The organism is Methylobacterium sp. J-067, assembly GCF_022829465.1.
GTDB lineage: Bacteria > Pseudomonadota > Alphaproteobacteria > Rhizobiales > Beijerinckiaceae > Methylobacterium > Methylobacterium litchii.
This window is the reverse complement of record NZ_JAKSXZ010000040.1, coordinates 51,109-69,849: the sequence shown is the minus strand read 5'-3', so window position 1 is coordinate 69,849 and position 18,741 is coordinate 51,109. Positions and strand designations below refer to the sequence as shown.

General features: G+C 67.0%; 6 protein-coding genes. 1 reads left to right on the top strand and 5 read right to left on the bottom strand.

Features of this window, described 5'->3' with window-relative positions:
- Positions 1–11 precede the first annotated feature (11 nt).
- Positions 12–926, bottom strand: coding sequence for a methanol oxidation system protein MoxJ (gene moxJ / locus MKK52_RS02830; protein WP_243952230.1), 915 nt, complete (start codon positions 924–926; stop codon positions 12–14).
- A gap of 136 nt (positions 927–1,062) precedes the next feature.
- On the bottom strand, positions 1,063–2,952 hold the full coding sequence (locus tag MKK52_RS02825) for a methanol/ethanol family PQQ-dependent dehydrogenase (RefSeq protein ID WP_243952229.1): 1,890 nt from the start codon (positions 2,950–2,952) through the stop codon (positions 1,063–1,065).
- Between the two features lie 284 nt (positions 2,953–3,236).
- Here MKK52_RS02825 and MKK52_RS02820 point away from each other — a divergent pair, with 284 nt between their 5' ends.
- Positions 3,237–4,103 (top strand): trypsin-like peptidase domain-containing protein, encoded by an 867-nt coding sequence (locus MKK52_RS02820; protein ID WP_243952228.1) that lies wholly within the window; start codon positions 3,237–3,239, stop codon positions 4,101–4,103.
- A gap of 979 nt (positions 4,104–5,082) precedes the next feature.
- Here the strand turns inward: MKK52_RS02820 and MKK52_RS02815 are convergent.
- The 3 genes from MKK52_RS02815 to MKK52_RS02805 all read right to left on the bottom strand — a co-directional run bounded on the left by MKK52_RS02815 (position 5,083) and on the right by MKK52_RS02805 (position 18,388).
- Positions 5,083–5,865, bottom strand: a complete 783-nt coding sequence (locus MKK52_RS02815; RefSeq protein WP_243952227.1) for a hypothetical protein — start codon at positions 5,863–5,865, stop codon at positions 5,083–5,085.
- Positions 5,866–6,077: 212 nt separating this feature from the next.
- Positions 6,078–10,817: a hypothetical protein gene (locus MKK52_RS02810; RefSeq protein ID WP_243952226.1), complete on the bottom strand. Its 4,740-nt coding sequence runs from the start codon at positions 10,815–10,817 to the stop codon at positions 6,078–6,080.
- Positions 10,814–18,388, bottom strand: a complete 7,575-nt coding sequence (locus MKK52_RS02805) for a hypothetical protein (RefSeq protein WP_243952225.1) — start codon at positions 18,386–18,388, stop codon at positions 10,814–10,816. The genes MKK52_RS02810 and MKK52_RS02805 overlap by 4 nt, the downstream gene beginning before the upstream one ends.
- Between the last annotated feature and the right edge of the window lie 353 nt (positions 18,389–18,741).

Below are 18,741 nucleotides of genomic sequence, written 5' to 3'. Positions count from 1 at the left end.
GGGGGCGAAGGTCAGTTAGTCGCGATGACCGGGACGCCGTCCTGCTTCAGGATGGCATCGACCTGCGGCTTCGCCTTGGGGATGGCGGCGTCGAGAGCGTCGCGGAGCGCGGTGTCGTCCTTGCGGACGCCCATGGACTGGTCGAAGGCCTGGGGCATCTTGCGGCCGTCGCTGCTCACCGTGTCGTTCGGCACGGGGTTCATCCGCAGCGGGACCGTCGAGTCCTTGACGTAGCGGGCGATGTCCGGGGCGAAGGCGACGCCGACCGCAGCCTTGCCGCCGGCCACCTCGTTCACGAGGCGGGCGGGATCGATCTGCGTGTACTGGTTGCGCGGCGCGCGGAAGTTCACCAGCGAGTAGAGGTAGGCCATATCCTCCTCGTAGCGGCCGATATCCTTGAGCATCGCCTCACCGGGTGAGCCGAAGGGGACGACCATGTGGTCGATCGTCTTCAGCCGCGGGTCGGACCAGGACTTGATGTCGAGGTCGCCGTCGGCGCGGGTGAGGAAGACATAGCCGCTGCGGTAGTAGGGCTTGGTCGTGAGCACCCGCGGGTCGTCGCTGTCGAGGCCGACGACCACGTCGCAGAGCTTCTTCTCCAGGCCGTCGCGGACGAGGTAGATCGCGGGCTTGGCAATCCAGACGAAGACCGGCTTCCGGCCCATCGCCTCGGCGACGGCGGTGGCGATGCGGTTCTCCAGGCCGGAGCCGTCCTGCATGGACAGGGGCGGCTGCTTCTCGGACGCACAGATCCGCAGCGTCGACGGGTCTGCCGGAGGCGCCGCCGGGAGCTTAGGCGCGTCGGTCCGGTCGGCCTGCGCCTCGGATTCCTGCGCTTGCGTTTGAGTACTGAGCGGCAGGGCCGCCAGTGTCAGGAGGGCGGCGGCACAGGTCGCCGCGCGCAAGGGCCCGCTGAGGAACAGCATGAGTTCCGATCCCTGATGTCGTTTTCTGATTGCCGGCGCGCCGGCCCTTGAGTGGGACTGGCGTGCCCCGGGGCTCTGGCGGTCGTGTCGGGATGGGGCCCCGCCGGCCCGAAGGCCGGCGGGAACTTTGTGAGGCCTACTTTACGGCCGCCTGCTGGTATTCGCCGACGTTCGGGTCGTCATAGGGACCTTTGCCGTCGAGGGAGAACACGATCACGCCGCCGCCCATCTGGGTGTAGTTGGCGAGCTTCTTGAACGCGCCGACCGCGCCGAGACCGGCCGTCGGATCCTGCAGGTCGAACACCAGGCCCACGCCAGGCCAGCCGCCGACGCCGTAGTTGATGGCGACGTACTGCGTGCCCTTGTGGGTGTAGGTGATCGGGTAGCCGATCGCGCCCGAGGGAAGCTTGAACTTCCAGAGCAGATCGCCGTTGTCCGAGTCACGGGCCTTGATGAAGCCGTCGAGGGTTCCGTAGAGCACGATGTTGCCGGCTGTCGCCGTCGTGCCGCCCCAGACCGCGAAGCGCTCCATCTTCTCCCAGTTGAACTTGCCGGTGATGGCGTTGTAGCTCTTGATCTGGCCGAGACCTTCGTAGTTCTGCCGATCACCCTTCGGACCCGGATACATGTTCAGCGTCGCACCGACGAAGAACTGTCCCGCCCGGTAGGGCAGCATGAAGGGCTCCCAATCCATGCAGATGTGGTTGATGCCCATGAAGAAGGCTTCACGCTTCGGATCGTAGGAATCGTGGCCCTGGTTGTGGTAGCCCATCGCCGAGGGACAGATGTCCTTGGCGAGGTGGTCCATCCGGGTGCCGTATTCCGGATCGCGCACCGGGGTGCCGGTCTTCAGATCTACCGACTTAAACACGTTAACCGTGTCGTCGATCTTGTTGGCCGAGACGAGGGAGCCGTCCGTCCGGTCGAGGGTGTAGACGATGCCGTTGCGGTCCGGGTGGGTGAGGAGCTTCCTCATCTTCCCGTCCTTGTCCTTCTGTTCGGACAGCATCATCACGTTGACGCCGGCATAGTCCCACTCGTCGTGAGGCGTCTTCTGGTAACCGAAATGCGCCTGACCGGTATCGGCGTCGCGGCCGAAGATGGTCATGGTCCACTTGTTGTCGCCCGGACGCATGGTCTCGTTCCACGGCGCCGGGTTGCCGGTGCCGAAGTAGATCATGTTCGTGCCGGGATCGTAGGCGTACCAGCCCCAGTTGGTGCCGCCGCCGATCTTCCAGGCATCGCCCTCCCAGGTCGTCGTGCCGAGGTTCTTCTGGCCGTAATGGGCGTTCTTGATGTTAAAGTCGTCGGCGAGCAGCAGATCCTGGTCCGGACCCGTCGCGTAGGCGCGCCACACCTGGGCACCGGTCTTGACGTCATAGGCGGTCAGGTAGCCGCGCACGCCGAGCTCGGCGCCCGAGGAGCCGATGATCACCTTGTCCTTCACGACATAGGGGGCGATCGTCAGGGTCGAGCCGACCTTGATGTCGGAGTTCTCGACCTTCCACACGGTCTCGCCGGTATTGGCATTGAGCGCCGCGACGTTGCCATCGAGGAGGGTCTTCAGGATCAGCGGCGGCGTCTTGCCGTCGCCGGGCCAGTAGGCGAGGCCCCGGTTGACGAGATCGCAGCAGGCGACCGAGCGCGCGGCCGGGTTCTGCTTCGGCTTGTCCTGCCAGAGGATATGGCCCGGATCGTCCAGATCGAGGGCGAAGGTGTAGTTCGGGAACGAGGTGTGGATGTACATCTTGCCATTCACGACCAGGGGCGCACCCTCGTGGCCGTTGAGCAGGCCGGTCGAGAACGTCCAGGCCGGCTTCAGCTGCTTGACGTTGGTCTTATTGACCTGAGTCAGATCGCTGAAATTGTTCGAGTCATAGTTCTTACCGGGCATCACCCAGTTGTCGTCGCTTTTCGACATCTCGACGAGCTTGTCGTTGGCGCTGGCGCCCCCCACCAGACCGACCGGCGTGGCCAGGGCCAGGGTCAGGATCGACACCGACCGTGAAAGCCTTCCCAATCTCATTGTGCATCTCCTCGCCAAGCCGCCGCGCCTTCAGGCCTCGCGGCAGATGTTTGTGCGATGCGAGACAAACACTAAGTCCATCTCTGTGGCTGCTCGTCGATTACAAGAACTTACAGGAGCAAGCTTCTTATAAAAGACTTATTACAACCGCAATCGCTTGTCATTTTTACAGAGTGAACCTCGGAATTGTCTCTAGGATGTCGGTTATTTGTTCGCGGGATAAATCGGCAATAGGTCGCGGATAGTATGGAATTCGTCTGAACTGCTTGACGGCGGCGCGGCGCATGCTCAACCATTGGGCTTTTCACCGGCGGCGCGGTCATGGCGGGGGCGAGATGGGACGCGTGCAGGCTTGGCACTGGTGGACCCGAAGGCTCCCGCTGCTGGCTGCCGCACTGCTTGGCCTCCCCAGTGCGTCACAGGGCGAGCCTCGGCTGGCCGCCCTCTATCCGAAGGACGGACGACGCGATCTCACCGGCGCCGATCTCGACCGCTACAAGGGCGCCGGCGTCCTCTGGTGCCGTCGGCCGGACGGGGTCCCACGGCGAGCGGCGGCGGCGTGGCTGATCGCCGATCCCACGATCGTCGTTCTCAACGCCCACAACTTCCGCAGCCGTCGCCTGGAGACGACCCGGCAGGTCTCGGACTGCTATTTCCAGATTGCGGGCCGCAACTACGATTTCGTGCCCGACAGCCTCCACCTCGGGACAGCCCCGGACGCCACTGCCCTGCACATCACCGACGACTGGGCCATCCTGCGCCTCGCCACCCCGGCAGATGTGCCCCCCCAGCCCCTGCCGCAGCCCCCCGACCTGCCGACTGGGGACGTTTCCCTCTCGGTGACCATGGTGTCCCCCGCGGGCCACGAGAACTACCGGGGCGAGAGCAGCCTGGAGCACTGCACCGTCCGTCGCATCGATCCGCCGGGCGAGGATGGCATCCGGCGCATCCGCCACGATTGCAACGACGGTTATGGCGGATCCGGATCGGGGCTGTTCGATGAAGGCGGGCGGTTGCTCGCGATGCAAAGTGCTTCCTCGGTGATGAATGCCAAGCACGCGTTCGACCCCGAATTCCACTACGGCTCGGCTTTACTGTTTGAAGGGCAACTCACCGCTGCACTGGCAACGACGCGTAGACGTGCGCGGTGATCGTGGATTGTTTGGCAAAAGGCGGCTGTCGTCATCGTGGCGAGCGGCATCTGTTGTGGGAGTACGCCGCCTTCTCGGCCAAGACTGCTTCGAAGCAGGCATGCCGCTTTCAGCCAGTTTCTGTCGGACCCCGGACGTCCGCTCTTTGATCTTAGCACCCAAGAGCAGAAGGACAGGAAACCACCCAGCCCGGTCATTCAGAGGCGCCAATCGGCGTGACTGAAACTGGCCGAAAGCCGCTGGTCTGCTTCAGAAGCCGTCTGCTAGAAAAGCGGACGTGCAGCTTCCGATCTAATCCAGCCGTTCAAAGCAAAGCGCTATTGTCGCGGAGGCGGACACGCCGCAAGGGATGCGTGCCTGTCAGATTTCGCCGCACTTACCGTCGTCAGCCTTTGAATGGCGTAGGGATTGTTATTCGGCTTCCAGCGCGTTAGCGGCGAACAAATCTGCATGATTGCCGTCTGGATCGACGAGCGTAACGACCGCTGCACCCAAAACGCGTCCGAAGGCTGCTTCCGGCCTTCGTAACCGGCTGTAATGACGCGGGCGCAGGTCTCATCAATTTCCACCACGCTGTCGCAACGTCACGCAAACATCACGCGTTGACCGACCGACTTCACCCAGTCCGGGTATGCCGCCGTCATGGCTCTCACGGTCAGGAAATCGAGCGTCGCGCCGACGGGCGTGTCGATCTGTACCTAATCATCGTCCGCTGTCACGTCGGGTTACTCTAAGGCTCGTTTTACAACTCGCTTTTGTTCGAAGGAGATGTTCCATCAGCCGCTGAGGTCTCAGCCTACTTAGACATCGCGTGCCGAGGTATTTTCAAGGCGCAAACCTCTGCTTCGACGTAATTGGATCCGAAACTAGATCGCCGCGAAACTACCCAACACAATCGTTCAGGGGCGCCCACTAACGCGACCGGAGCTGGCCGGCTGCGACCGCCCGCGAGAATCGTGAGCGTGCGCGGAACCGGATATTAGTAGTCAACCCTCTGGGAGAAAGAAGCAGCGTCGCGGGGATTGCGACTGGCGTACTTGGCCTTGAGGTTGTCCAGCATGTTCATCCAAACTTTGCTTCCTTGCGTGAAAACAAATTCGTTCGGCAGTACGGTCTTGAATATTCCGGCGTTCACGATACGATCGGATGCCTTCACAAAAATGGTCAGCGAGTTGTCGCCAGTCTGCCGAACACCAAATGCTCGATTGCCTGAGACAGGGTGCCAACCGGGACTCGAATAGGTGTTGGCTGAACCCACCTTGACCGTCGAAACCAAGAAATCCGTGTCGGATTGGCACGATACGACAACGGCTCCGGTCTCGAGATCCATCACGTTCGGGATGCTCGCCAACGTAAATACGATGATCGACCCCTTGTAGTTGTCTGACTCCCACAATTTTTTGCTGTCGGCATCCAGGGGGGTCACGTTTGTATAGCTCGAACCATTGAACACAATTCCCGAAAGATTGCGCCTAATTTCATTCAGAAGTGATTTTGGTTCCTGTCCATTCTTGTCTATGGCAATTGAATATTGATCGATGTTCAATTTGCCTTGACCAGTTCCCTTGATGGTTTGGACGATGTCAATCTTGGGATTGAGCGATTTTGGAGCTTCAAAGCTCTCTATTTCGGACCAGCTCGCTCGCTTCATGTTAGCGGCGGAGGCAACTAGCTTCGCGCATTCCGCGAGTGACGGCGAGGACATGCCGATGCCGGCGATTAAAGCCATCGTCACGTATTGCACGAGCGGGCTGGTTCGCATCCGAGAGGATCGGAGCGCGAGATCGGGCCGTCTTACCGCGACGTCTTCCCTTTCCGATCGCGAGCTCTCCACGAAGACGCAAGGCATGTTTTGGCTCTCCATGACGTCATCCCCTGCCATCAATGCCCCTTTGCGCAGGGCAGCTTCCGGTCGTTCGGCGCATCCCCGAGTTCGAACGTGGTCATGGGCGGCCGGTCGAAAGGTCTAGGAAATCACTGCTCGCGCAGCGGCACGGATACGTTGAAGCGCGGAAGCCAAGCCTCCTCGCTAATGGACGCGACGAGGCTCCGCTCTTCCCGCAGAACGTCCCCGTGAACGCGGAAGACGCCTGTCCAATGCTCCTCGCCGCCAAGCGCGCGGTGCTCGATGCCGTGACCGGCTTCCCCGCCGACCCAGTGCAGCTCGGCGTCCCGGCCGTCCGCGCCCGTCACAGGCACCTCGTCGTTGCCCAGGATCTCGGTCAGCGCCATGCGGACTCGGCGCCCGGTCACACCACGCCCGTCGACGGCGACCGGCCCAGCCAGCGTCACGCCGATCAGGCTGACAAGCTTGCCCGTACCCTGGCGCTCGGCCATCGGAGTAACGGTAACGCGGAAGCGGCGCACGGGTGGGAGCCGGCCCTGCAGGAGTGTCGGGGCGGAGAGCCGGATTCCGGATCGCGCGCCACTCCCCGGCGGGGCGCGCCGGTCGAGGCGGGCGTGCTCCTGCACCCGCACGAGGCCGAGCTGGAACAGAGCGTCCGTCGAGGTGGGCAGGTTCAGGGTCAGGTCAATATAGGCGTCCGGGCCCTCGCCGGGCGGCGCGGGCAGCTCGTGCGCGAAGCGCACCGGCGCGCTGAGGACGGAGACGGATGCCATTGTCTCCTGGGTGGCGAGGCTCTCGGCGTCGGCGAGTCCCGGCACGGGCATCATCAGGTGCGGGTGGAAGCGGGTATCCGAGCCGAGATCGACATGGGCGCGCGCCAGGAAGGCGTTAGACCAGCGCGGGGCCGGCCGCGGCGGGGAGGCCGGGGGAGGCGGCTCGGCGCCGAGCGGGTCGTAACCCCAGGACGAGACGAAGGTGCCTAGGGGGCCGAGATCGCCCGGGTGAAGCCCCTGCAGCGCCTCGTCGTCCGGGACGAAGGATCCGGTCGACCCGTCGGCGAGCGCGAAGGCCGGCGGCGGCCAAAGCACGATCCCGAGACGCTCGCCTTCACCGCTGGAAAACCACGGGCGGCGCAACCACAGGCGTAGGCCGACGCGGCGCTCGCCTTCGATGGTGAGCCCGCCCTCGTCGTGCCGACGGACCAGGGGCGGCCAGTCGAGGTCTGGACCGAAATCCTTCGGAACAACCGGCGCGGGGCGGGCAGTCGCGGCCGCCCACAGCATGCCGCTCGGCGGGCCGACCAAAGAGCGCTCGACCGCGGGCAACGCGTCCTTTTCGGGTGAGGCGGTGATGAGGGCGACGTGACGCGGCAGGGCGCGTACGAAGAGCCGCACCCGACGGGCCTGCGGCTGTTCCAGCGCCGGCTGGTAGGCGACGCTCACGCCGGCGAAGTTCGGGCTCGCGCCGGCGAACAGTTCCTCAAGCGACAATTCCTGCCGGCCGGCGCGCGCGTCGGCGGGAATGGGGATGTTGGTGATCCGCAGGAGCTCGACGCGACGCGCCTGCAGCGGCGCGAGGCCGGACGGGCCCCGGCGCGGCTCCGGGTCGTCGGGCCAGCCGAAATGGGCCCGGCCGTCGGCGGTCAGCCGGAACGGCAGCCGCTCGGGCGGCAGAGACGCGAGTTGCGGCGGCAGGGCGCGCGGCTCGCTGTCAAGCGTCTCGCGACCGGGAGCCACCATCTCGGCCTCGACAACGAGTTGGTCGGTAGTCGCTGGATCGAAGACGATCGTGCCGCCGGGCAGCAGCGCCGTCGCGCCGTCCTCAGCGGCGCCACCCTCTCCCCAGCTCGCGGCGCGTCCCCGCTCGCCCAGGAAGCGGGCCAGCTCCGCCGGCTCGAGGGTCGCGGGCCGAGCGAGACCGACGGTGCCCGGGACAAAAGCCGGCGCCAGGATCGGGGTGTCGCAGGCATGGATGAGGTCGAGCCCTAGCGTATCGGCGATCGGGGGCAGCGGTTCGGTTAGCAGGTGCGCGTGGAATGCGGCCGCGGCGCGATCGACCGCTGCCCCGTCGGCGCAGGCGCGGTTGCCGATCAGAGCGGCGAGGTCGTCGAGCGCTCCACCCGCGCCCACGCCGGCGCAGGCCTTAGCCTCGGCTTGCGACAGCGCAATGGATCGCTCGACCACGTCGAACCACGCTGCAAGGTCGGCTGCGTCGGGCACCAGCCAAGCCTTCAGCCTCACAGCCTCACCGGGCGCGAGGTTGACGGTTACGACGCGCGACCGCAGGGCGGACCCGACCGATACCTTGTGCCAGCCGGTATCGGCGAGGCGCTGGGCTGTCGTGCTCTTTGTCGCAACCAGGTCAATGCGCACCGGTGTTACGTCGGGCCAAGCGCCCGAACTCTTCGCCTCGATGGGGGGGCGCAGGCGCAGCACCAGCGGCGGTTCGTTCAGCCAGTGTCCATCGCGGGGATGCGCGAGGCGAATGACGAGGAGCGCCGCGGCTGGATCGGGATAATAGGGCGACTGGCGGATTTCATGGGACTCGCCGGGGCGGCGGGCACGGAATCGCGCGGGCTGCTTCACGCCAGATCTACCCGCGACGGCGGGTTCGCCCTCGATGAACGCGTCGCGCAGACCCTGTGGCGGGATCCTGACCGGCACCTTGACCCAGCGCTGTTGTGCATCCTGCACGCGGATCTCGGTATGCTCTGCGTCGCCGTCGAACACGTCGTGCCGCGCCGCCGCGGCGCATGCGATCGCGGGCACAAGCAGGATGCGCGATGTGCGGTCGAGCGTGCGCGCATCATCCGCCCTCGGCGCGGTCGCGTGCACCAACACCATGCGTTCGGAAGTCTGCAGCTTATGCTCAAGGCCACCGTCGCGCGGCGTGTCGGGCGTGAGCAGCACAACGGGCTTGGCAATCGGCTCGTGTCGCAGGAAGCGGAAGCCCGGCTGGTCGGGTGGCGGCCAAGCGAGCGTGCTGCGTCCCTGCGCCAGGACCTGCCGGACATGCTCGAGCCCTGCTCCACCTCCACCCAGGGTCCGCTCGGCGAGCGCGAGGCGATAGGACCAGCCGAACACGAGTGGCGCGAGATCGGCCTTAGGCGCCACGGCGATGCGCTGGCTGACGAGCAGGTCGTGGCTCGGGTCGAGCTTCACGTCGTTCGTCTGCCAGCCGGCCGGCCGATGCTTCACGTCCGCCGGCGTCATCTCATTGGGAGGAGCCCCAAGATCCTCGCCGTGATAGGCGGCGAGGCGGGGGTCGCGGGTTTCGCACAGCTTTTTCCCGTCCGGGCCGCGTCCCTGGTAGCTGGTACTGTCGGTCACGCTGGCGGCATCGCGCTCCCAGGCAGGCAGCCAGTCGGGCGTCAGCGAACGCAGCACGGCATCGGGCCACGCCGCGTCCTCGCCCGTCAGCCAGGGATCGGACAGCGCGACGGTGCGGGCGGATGTCGGGTACCACGTGGTTGTGCCGTCCCGGGCATCGATCCCAAGATGCAGGCGCGGAGGCGCAGCGAGCGCGGTCGCGAAGAGAACCGTTCCGTCATCAGTGCCGTTCTCGTCTGGCTTGGCATCGCGCAACGGAAACAGCGACAGTGGTCCGGTGACGAGACGCGTTGCGCGACCGTTGATCTGGCACTGGTGGTCAGACTCGGTGGATAGGGCGGGCTCTATCGAACCGGCGTAGACTCGGGGCCCGTCCTTCGAGGAAAGAACGCGCAGGCCTGTCTTCGCCCACGGGTCGGTGGTGCTCTGCCCGGTGAGGCGCAGCCAGTCCGATTTCACGGCCGGGAAGAAGCCCCCTGTCGCGGTATCGAGGACGGCAGCGACAGCCCGGGGCATGGGGTCGTCTGCGGCCGGCGAGAGGGTGCAGCGGATCGCGGTTTCCCCCCTTTCCGGTAGGGACGGGACCTCGAGCAGCACGTCCCGCGCCCACCCGAACAGCCGCATCAGCGCGGGCGACGCGAGCAATTGATGGAGCCGGCGGCCGGCAGCCGTGGTCTGTGCTGGCAGGTCTGGGTCGTCGGCGGCCGGGAGGGTCACGGAGGCGTAATGCAGGGCGTGCAGCCGGTCGCTCAGCCACAGGAGATCCTCGTCACCACGACCGAGGGCGGCGGCCGCGACCGCCTCTGGCTCGATGGGACGGGCGTATGGGTGCGCGGAATCTTCCGCACCGGCTGCGCGCTGCGCGAGCCAAGCGGCCACGTCTGGGGGACCGGCGAGACGGCGAGCGAGTTCCGGAGTGAGCACGTCGGCGCCGGCGGCGGCGAGCTGCACCATGGGCGCGGCGATGCCGAGCCATGGCCGGCCGATCGCCGCGAGCGAACGCATCGGAGGCCGCACCGGCGGGCGCCCGGCTAGTGGGCCGCTGGGCCCGCCCACAGCCTCGAGCGCCGAGCGGGCACACTCCAGCGGCAGAAGAAGCGAGGCCTCCAGCGTCGGCGCAGGAATGGCCTCCGCGGTCGTGACCTTCAGGTCGGACGTAGTCGCCTCGCCCAGGAGTTCGGCAAGGCCGGGCGCTCCGCCGACGGCTCCATCCCACAGCCCCTTGATCCGGTGCAGATCGCGGGGGCGCACCGGATGCGATGCGGACCGGATCCGGCCAGTCGCGATGACGGCGCCGTCCCGTGCGTCATGAAGAGTGACCTCCCGCCCGGCGGCGATCAACGCGTCGAACCAAGCATGCGCTCGGCTGGGCCAGTCGTCGAGCGGCCACCGGGGCGGCACGGCGGCCTCGCCTGCGGCCGGGTCGTGCGGCTTGTCCGGCAACAGCAGGAGCAGCAGCCGCAGCGTCGTGGAGCCGTCCTTGGCCCGGTGATGCGTGCCGTTCGGCAGGATGTGGAGAAGCGGTGTCGCCGGGGTCATGCGCGTCGCCTCCTGCCGAGCACGTCGCGAGGGTTGGCGAACCGTGCGGAGTACCGCGGCCAGTCCTGCATCATGCCCGGGACGTCAGATCGCAATCGCGCACGGGGCGCCGTGGAGTGCGGCGCGCCTGGGGATGCGTTGGCGAGCATCACGCGCGGCTGATCCGTGTCGAGCGGCAGGAGGTTCATGCCGGTCTTCAGCCCGTTGCCGGCATCCCGTTCGACGTGGACCGTAAAGCTCTTCTTCACAGGTCCGATCGAGAAGCTGTAGGTCAGCGCTGCAGTCCCGGTCAGCCTGTTCCCGCCGGTCCCGGGCTTGTAGCTCAGCGCCAGGACGAAGCTCGCGGCGATGCCGAAGCAGGCGATGTGCCCCTCGAATGCGGCGACGAATAGTGCCGAGAAGCCGGGTCCGTTGTCGCTGTCGAAGACGCGCAGGCCCGTCATGACCCGACCGGAGCCCTGCAGGATACCGAAGCTGATCGCGACCGCGGCCCCGAACTGGAAGCTCACGTCGAACTCGGTGGCGAGATCAGCCCGACCGATACGCGGGACGCTGCGCATCTTCGCGTAGGCGGTGCCTCCGTAGGGCGCGCAGACGAGCGTCGCCGGTTTGTCGGGCGTCGAGAGCGAGAGTTCGGCGTGCCCGCGATCCCCGTCGAACGGCAACTCGATATGCGCGTCGAACACCACGTCCAGCACCGCCATGGTGCCGATCTGAAGGGCGCCGAAGCTCAAGCCGTAACCGGCGCGCAGTCCTGCCCCGCCCCCCGGCCGCGGAACGGTGTAGATACCGTTCGGCAACGGTGTGCCGCCCGCGGGGGCTTTGTCTCCGGCGTCCCCGTCCTTCAGATTGCAATAGGCGGCGAGGCCCGCCAGGAACAGGAGGTTGCCTTCGGGCCTGAAGCTCTTGAGCTTCGGTTCTTCGACGTGGGCCGGCCCGCCGAGCTCTTGCTCGAACCGGATCCCGCTGAAGAACAGCGTCAGCCACTTGGCGCCGGCTCCCCTGATCCCGATGTCGAAGTCGCCGATCGTGCCGCCGACGCGCCCGGTGACCGGCGCAGTCGGTTTCAGCAGGTCGAGCACGGCCTCGGCACGCACGCTGAAGTCGCCGCCCCGGAAGGTGACGATGCCGCCGAGATCCTGCTCCCCGGCTGGCCCGGGCACGGTCCAGGCATAGTCCAGGCGGCGGCGGGCCGGGACCAGCTTCTCCAACTCGGTTTCCAGCTTGTTGCGCAACGCGTCGACGTTGAGCACGCGCAGCAGCTTCTGACGGGCAGAAACGAGCAGGCGGTCGCCCAGCGCGCGCAGGATCTGCTCGACGCTTGACCCAGCGCCTCCAGATAAGAACCAGGCCGGTACGGTCGTCACGAGTTCGTCGGCACGGACGTTGGCGTCCCCGGCCAGAGCGGCGGCGATGCGATCACGCTCCCGGTCGAGGTCGTCCTTCCCGGTCACGGGATCGGAGGGTTCATCCGGCACTGGAGGCAGAAGGTTTAGAAAGAGCAGCCCAGTGAGGCGTTCATCCCCGCGCAGGCCGAGACTTTGGTCTAGCGGGCGCAGCGTCGGCAGCGCCTTCTGGCGCAGCGTCTGCGCCTCGTCGAGGAAAGCGGCCATCGCACCGAGCAATGTCTTGGCCGCATCATCCGCCACCTGCACAGCCGGAAGCGCGGCAGCGAGCAGCATGTCCTGCACGGCAGTCCGGCCGGCAACGAGGAGCGCGCGCAGCGCACGGGTGGGCTCGGTGGCCGGACCGAGCTGGTCAAGCGCTTGGCCGAGGCCGGCCACGTCCTTCACCTTCTCCAATGCATCTTGCACTGCCGCGACAGCTTGGCCGGACTCGCGCAGCACCTCCACGATGGAGGCCGCGCCCTGATTACCGAGTGCCGGCTCAAGGGCTGTCTGCAGCTTGGTGAAGGCCGGGTCCTTTGGACGCAGCATCGAGAGTAGCGCTGCCGCGAGCACCGCCGCCTCCTGCGCAGCAGCATCCTTCATCGTCTTCGACGCGACGCCAGCCAGCGCCAGCAGCAGCGTCTCAAGGGCGGCGACGAAGGCGCAGCGCGCCGCGTCGAGCCGGCGCAATTCGTCCATCAGCCGCGCCGCGCCAGCCTCGGGCGACGGCTTGCATGGGTCGCCCTGGCCGAAGCCGGACACGACCGCGTCGACCCATGCTAGGGTCTTCCCGACCTCCTCGGCCGGTCCGCGCAACTCGGGCGTCGCGCACAGCGCCCAAAGGCGCGCACAGATCTCGGCGGCGGGGGCCGGCGGAGTATCCCCGCGGCAGACCGCGGGTACGCATGGCTTTGGGACGGCACTGGCGAGCAACGCCTCGCGCAAGTGCTTGGCCGCGATGGCGACCTTAGTGCCCGCAGCCGAGCAGGCAGAATCGAGCTGCGAGCCCGTCCAGGCCCGCAGTCGGCGCACGCCCTCTTGCTCGAGCGCCCGCAGCGCCCCTTGCCAGTCGGCGTTCACCAAGGCTCGTAGGGCGAGATAGAAGCGGTCGAGGACGACCGGTGTCGGTAGCCCGTCGAACTTGGCCAAGCTGGCCTCTATGGCGTCATACAGCTGCGTGAGCCGTTCGGACGAAACCCCGGGAGCGGAGTCGGCGTCGAGTGCCGCCCGTACTTGGTGGCGCCATTCGCGCCGCAGTTCCGCGAGGCTGGGCGGCAGCTTGTCCGAGGAAACAGTGAAGGTTCGGCGCGTCGCCTCCCGGAAGGCTCGGTCCGCATGGTCACGCAGTGCCTTTGCCTCGTCCGGCTTCGGCAGGGGCAGCAGCTGGTCGAGCGCCGCATCGAGCGCGAGCAGCGCCTCGCCCAAGGGAGCGAAGGCGTCGCGGAGCTGTTTGAGCTGTGCTCGATCGATCTCTATCTTGGGAATGGCGGCGTTCAGGCGCTTGCGAGCCTCACGCTCGATCTCGTCTCTGACCTCGGAAAGCTTCTTCTGTCCGAGTTCGGTCAGCGGTCCGAGCGGGTTTGCGGCGAGCCGGTCCAGTTCGGCACGCAGCTCGCGGCCGGCCGTGGCGACTTCGGGGAGTCCTGCGATGCCCTTCCCAGCCGCGTCGTTCTGCCCCGCCATGTCGTTCAGCGCCTTCTCGAGCCGCCCCATGGCCGAGTAGGCGCCGCGATAGGCATTGCGCAGCGATTCGCCGGTCTCGCCTCCTTCCTTGAAGCGGTCCATGACCGGCTTCAGTACAGAGAGCAGGCTGCCACCGAGCGTCTTAGTGAGTTCGTCGGCCTGACCGACGGCCTCGCCCAGGCCATACTCGACCGTCTGGCGCAGCAGCGGGGCGGCGGAGTCCTTGGCGAATGCGAGGATCGACTGCAGGCTAACGAGACCGCAGAGGCGAGCGTCCGGCAACACAAAGTCCGGCTTGACCTTATTCGGCACCTCGCGCGGCGCCTCGCCCGGATGCTCCGGGGGCTTCCCGCCGACCGGCCCTTTGCGGCCGATGAAAAGGTAGTCCATCTCCGGACGCACAACGCCCGCCGACCGTTCGCCGTTGCGGCCCATGGTCTGCCGCGGAATGTCTCCGACGATGCGCAGGAACACCTCGCGCCGCGGATCGGACGGCGTCGGCCTTCCGTCCGTGTTGTTCTTCGCGGCCGCGCGCTCCGCGGCGAGGATCGTGGCTTGTAATGCCTCGATCTCGTTGATGGTTTTATCCTTGCGCTCTTCGCCCGTCAGCACAGGCAGACCGGACTCAAGGTAGTCTTCGAGGAACCGTACCGCGATGCCGCTGTGGGGATTGCCGGTGAAGCGCGCGACGGCGTCGTGATGGACCCTCGCCTCGAGGCAGCGAGGATAGAACGGTGGCTCGTCGGCGCTTTCCATCGCCGCGTTCATCTGCCACGCGGTTGGCGATTGCTCGCCAGCCGGCAGCGGATTGTCCGGTCCATGGGGCAGCAGCACCTCCTTGCGGCTGTCGACTCGCACCTCCCAGCTCTGCGTCTCGAATGTGGTGTCGCCGCTGGCATCCTCCTCGGCGTAGCGGCGCGGCACGCCGGCATGCTCGATCCGGCGCAGCGCCTGCCAGGCGCGGGTATCGTTCGTATCCGGTTGCTCAGAGCGCGCCGCCGGGTCGTTCCAGTAGGCCTGCAGCGCACGCATGGTCGGCGCATCATGGGCGGCTTGGTTGTCGATGAAGATGAGCGGCATCGAGACCGGCTCCGGCCGGCCGTCCACCGTGAAGCGGAAGCGCACGTTGCCGGCCGCGCCCGCCGCCGTGCGCGGCCAGAAGACGAGGCCTGAGCGCTGCGCATGATCGAGGCGGCCGTCCGACAGCTCCCGCCAGGTCGCGCCCTCCTCACGCTCGTCCATCGCACGCGTCGGATCGAAGAGGTCGGGCGTGCGCTGCGTTAGCATGGTCAGCGAACGGGCCGGCCAGCCGCGCCCGCGGAAGGGCTGGGCGATGCCGGGGAAGGTCTTCTCCGGGTTCGAGACCTGGATAAAGTAGCGCTGCACTTGGAAGGCGAGCGGACCTGACCAACGCTCGACGTCGGGGTCGTAGGTGGCGGGCCAGGGCAGGTACTGGCGCTCCGTGACCTTCAGCAGCGCGGCGCGAAACCCGAGCGGGTATAGGAAGCCCTTGTAGACGACCTCCGTCGTGACCTCGCGTCCAAGGGTGATGAAGATGCGCACCCGTTCGAGGCTGTAGGCGTCGAAGGTGTTCTCGTAAATTTCGGCCTTGTCGTTCTGTTTGGCGCGCAACGGGGCGGGCGGCACGAAGGGGGCGTTGAGGTCGAGCGTGCCGCCTAGCGGGGAGAGGCGCAGAAGCCGCGTGGGCAGCGCCCGCGGCATATAGAGGCCCTGCTCCTCGCGGTCCTGTTCTTGGACAAGCTTATCATCGATGCGAAAACTGTCGGGCGGGCTGACTTGGCTCGTCTGCAGCACGCCGCCAGCGCCGCGGCGCGCCAGCACCGGCAAGCCGTGCAGACTGGAGAGAGCCACGATCTGGCGGCGGTCGAAGTCGTCGAGGGCGAAGACCGGCCCACCTGCCTTGCCGGCCTGACGTCCGCGATAATAGGTATGGCGGAAGGGATCGCTGAGCTGCTTGCCGTCCACATCGTCGTGCTCGTAGTCCGGCGTGTGGATCGCGCGCAGGCTGTAGGGCTCGCCAGGGTCCTCTTGCAGGTCGGCGCGCCACACGGGCACGCGGCCCGCCCGGGCGTGCGGATGAGCGCTGGTCCGGAAGCGCGGACGCGGTCGCCCCTGGCCGGCCGGCTTACCGTTCGCTGGCGCCAGGGAGTGCTCGCGATCAGGCGAGAGGATGAGGCGGGCGGGCAGCTCGATGGCGGTCTCGGTTTCGTCGGGGCCGGTGCGAAGCATGGAGCGCAGCCGCTCAAGGCGCTCGCTCATGACCTTCGACTCGTCGAGGCCGAGCTGCCTGGCGAGCAGGTGCTGCAGCTCAATCGACGGCTGGGCTTCAGCTGCAACTGGTTCAACCCGCATCTCGGCGCGGCGGCTGACGCGCAGCTCCATGGTCCCCCAGTCGAGCAGCGTGGAAAGGGCCCATGGCAGCGTGCAGCCCGGCTTCACACACAGCGTGAAGGCGAGGCGGGTCTCCCCGGCGGTCCGGGTCTCAACCGGCAATTTCGAGGGCGAGACGGACCGGTAGCCGTCCTGAAGCGCCTGCTCCACATCGGGCTTGGGCTGTGCCAGCGGCACGGCGCTCAACGTTGCCTTGAGGCCGTCGCGCGCCTCGCCTGGACGCAAAGCGTCGGGCCAGTTCTGGCGCCATTCGGCGAGCAGGATCGGACCGGATGGGTTGGACGCGCGCCAGGCTGCCAGGACGCGGGCCATGTCGGCCTGGCGCTTGGCGGCCTCCTCTAGCAGCTCGCCAAGCGCGCGCGCGGCGTCAGGGGCCGCTTTCGGGTCGGTGCGATTGGGGTCGAGCCGCCCGTTGCGCCGTAGCACGTCGCTTACCAGGATCTCGCTGAGCCCGAGGCGCATGTCTACGAGCTTCGGAAGGGGCGCAAGGCTGTAGGCGGTCTCTCGGGCGGCGCGGTGGCCAAGCGGCGTGATCAGGCCGTCCGGACCGATATAGATCCGTTCGAGCGCGACGGTTTCGGAGCTTGGGTAGGGAGCCCGGGGGGGCTGGCGGCCCTCCTCGACCTTGCGCTGGCGCTTGACGAGGCTGTTGTAGCGCTCGACGAACTTCTCGCTGAAGCGCGCAAATTCGGGAGCTTCCTTGCTGAGCGCCTCGCCCAGCTTCGACCGCCCTTCGCGGTTGAAGGCGGAGGCCAGCTCCTCCGGCTTCAGGGCCCGTCCCGGCAGAACGGGCGCGACCCGGGGGAAAGCCTGCTCCATCACGTGCTGCGGCGGCAGGCGGACGATCAGGGTTGGTTCGTCGCGTGAGTCGGAGCGGCGCCGCAGCACGGGCGCGCGGCGGCGGACGACGAGATCGAGGCCACGAAAGCAGAAGCGGGCGCGGAACATGTCGGCGTCGCGGCCGGCCCAGAGATCTCCCGTGTCCAGGCGGAGCCGCATCGCTCCGGCATTGGGTGCCAGCGGGATGCGGCTCGCGGCGGGATCCACGCCATCCGTCGCCGTGACGGCCAGGGTAACCGGAGTATTGTCGGCGAAGTCGAGCCGCCCAATGTCGGCATAGCAGCGTCCCCCGGCTTGGAGCGGCAGACGGAGAGCGACGTGACGCAGGACTGCCCGGGCGCTCGCTGTGCGCACGCACCCGAAGCCCCCCTCGGCAACGATGTCGGACCTGCCGGACGCGCTCAGCTCGACGCGACCCTCGGGTGTATCCACTCGCTGGACGCCAGGCGACAGCAGAAGATCGAGTCGCCAGCTTCCGGTCGCGTGGCCGGCGGTCGTGAACTCGACGGTGCTGCCGGAGCCGTAGCTTAGGCGGGCCCCGGCGACCACGAGAGAGCCGCCACCCTTCAGGCGCAGACGGCGTGCGCCGCCCTCGCCGGCCACCACCAAGAGCCGATCGGGTCTTGGCTCGAGGACGAAGGGGACCGCGCCTCGCTTTCCGAGGAGCCGGCAGCCGTTCATCTTCGGCGGCTCCAACACGGCGAGACAAGCGTCGTCCCCCGCGTCGGGCAAAAGGCGCAGGCGTCCATTCGCGTGCAGCTTGTGGCCGAGCGCGAACCCGGACCCGCAGACGATATGGCACCCGAGGGCCGCGTCGAGTGTCAGATAGGTCGGCGACCCTGGGTCGAAGCCCAACCCACGGGCCAAGGCACCTGCGGCGACACGCTCGTCCAGCAGCACCGGGAGCAGCCTCGGGCGCCCCTCGAAAGGAGGCACTTTCCCGAGCCGCCCTCGCGTTGCGACCGTGAGCGCGCCGCCGCTCCTGGCGAACCTGAGATGCAGCCGCAGGGTCTCGCCCGCTAGCATCCCGGAAATCAAGACCTGCTGCGCGTCGGGCTCGACATCGGCGCGAGCGCCTTCTCCAAGTGCGGCGCGCAACTGGGCTCCGGTCTGCTCCCAGTTCGGATCGGCACCGAGAACGCGAAAGCCGCCATCCCCGGTGGCCTCCACCCGGAGGCTTTCGGCGACAGCCGGCGTGACGATCGCCAGCCCGGGAGCGGCTAGGAGCGCGCGCCGAGTGATCCGCATGTTGCCCCCCGATAGGCCAGCGTTTGAGAAAAGGCAAAAGTCGAAGACGGTAGCCGTCACCTCTGGTCGAGCCGATGGAAGCAGCAGCTCACTCAAGAGATCGGCGCAGCCCAACTAAGTCACGGGATGCGTTCCGCGACTTTCTGCGTTCCTATATGTTGCTGGCTTCGAGCGCGGCAGAGCCTGCATCCGGCAAGTTCCCTGGATGCACCCGATGATATGCATAGAGGCGGCGAGTATCGAAGGTTTTGCGGCACGCCGACCTGAGTTGGACCACGCTTCCGACGCTGTGTCCACGGGCGCGCCGCCAAGTCGGTCTATCTACTTCAGGATCTGATCGAGGCTTATCATCC

Bases quoted from the DNA above. Each gene is read 5' to 3' on its own strand.
- MKK52_RS02805 (WP_243952225.1), bottom strand. From the start codon at position 18,388: ATGCGGATCACTCGGCGCGCGCTCCTAGCCGCTCCCGGGCTGGCGATC.
- moxJ (WP_243952230.1), bottom strand. From the start codon at position 926: ATGCTGTTCCTCAGCGGGCCCTTGCGCGCGGCGACCTGTGCCGCCGCC.
- MKK52_RS02825 (WP_243952229.1), bottom strand. From the start codon at position 2,952: ATGAGATTGGGAAGGCTTTCACGGTCGGTGTCGATCCTGACCCTGGCC.
- MKK52_RS02820 (WP_243952228.1), top strand. From the start codon at position 3,237: ATGCTCAACCATTGGGCTTTTCACCGGCGGCGCGGTCATGGCGGGGGC.
- MKK52_RS02810 (WP_243952226.1), bottom strand. From the start codon at position 10,817: ATGACCCCGGCGACACCGCTTCTCCACATCCTGCCGAACGGCACGCAT.
- MKK52_RS02815 (WP_243952227.1), bottom strand. From the start codon at position 5,865: ATGCGAACCAGCCCGCTCGTGCAATACGTGACGATGGCTTTAATCGCC.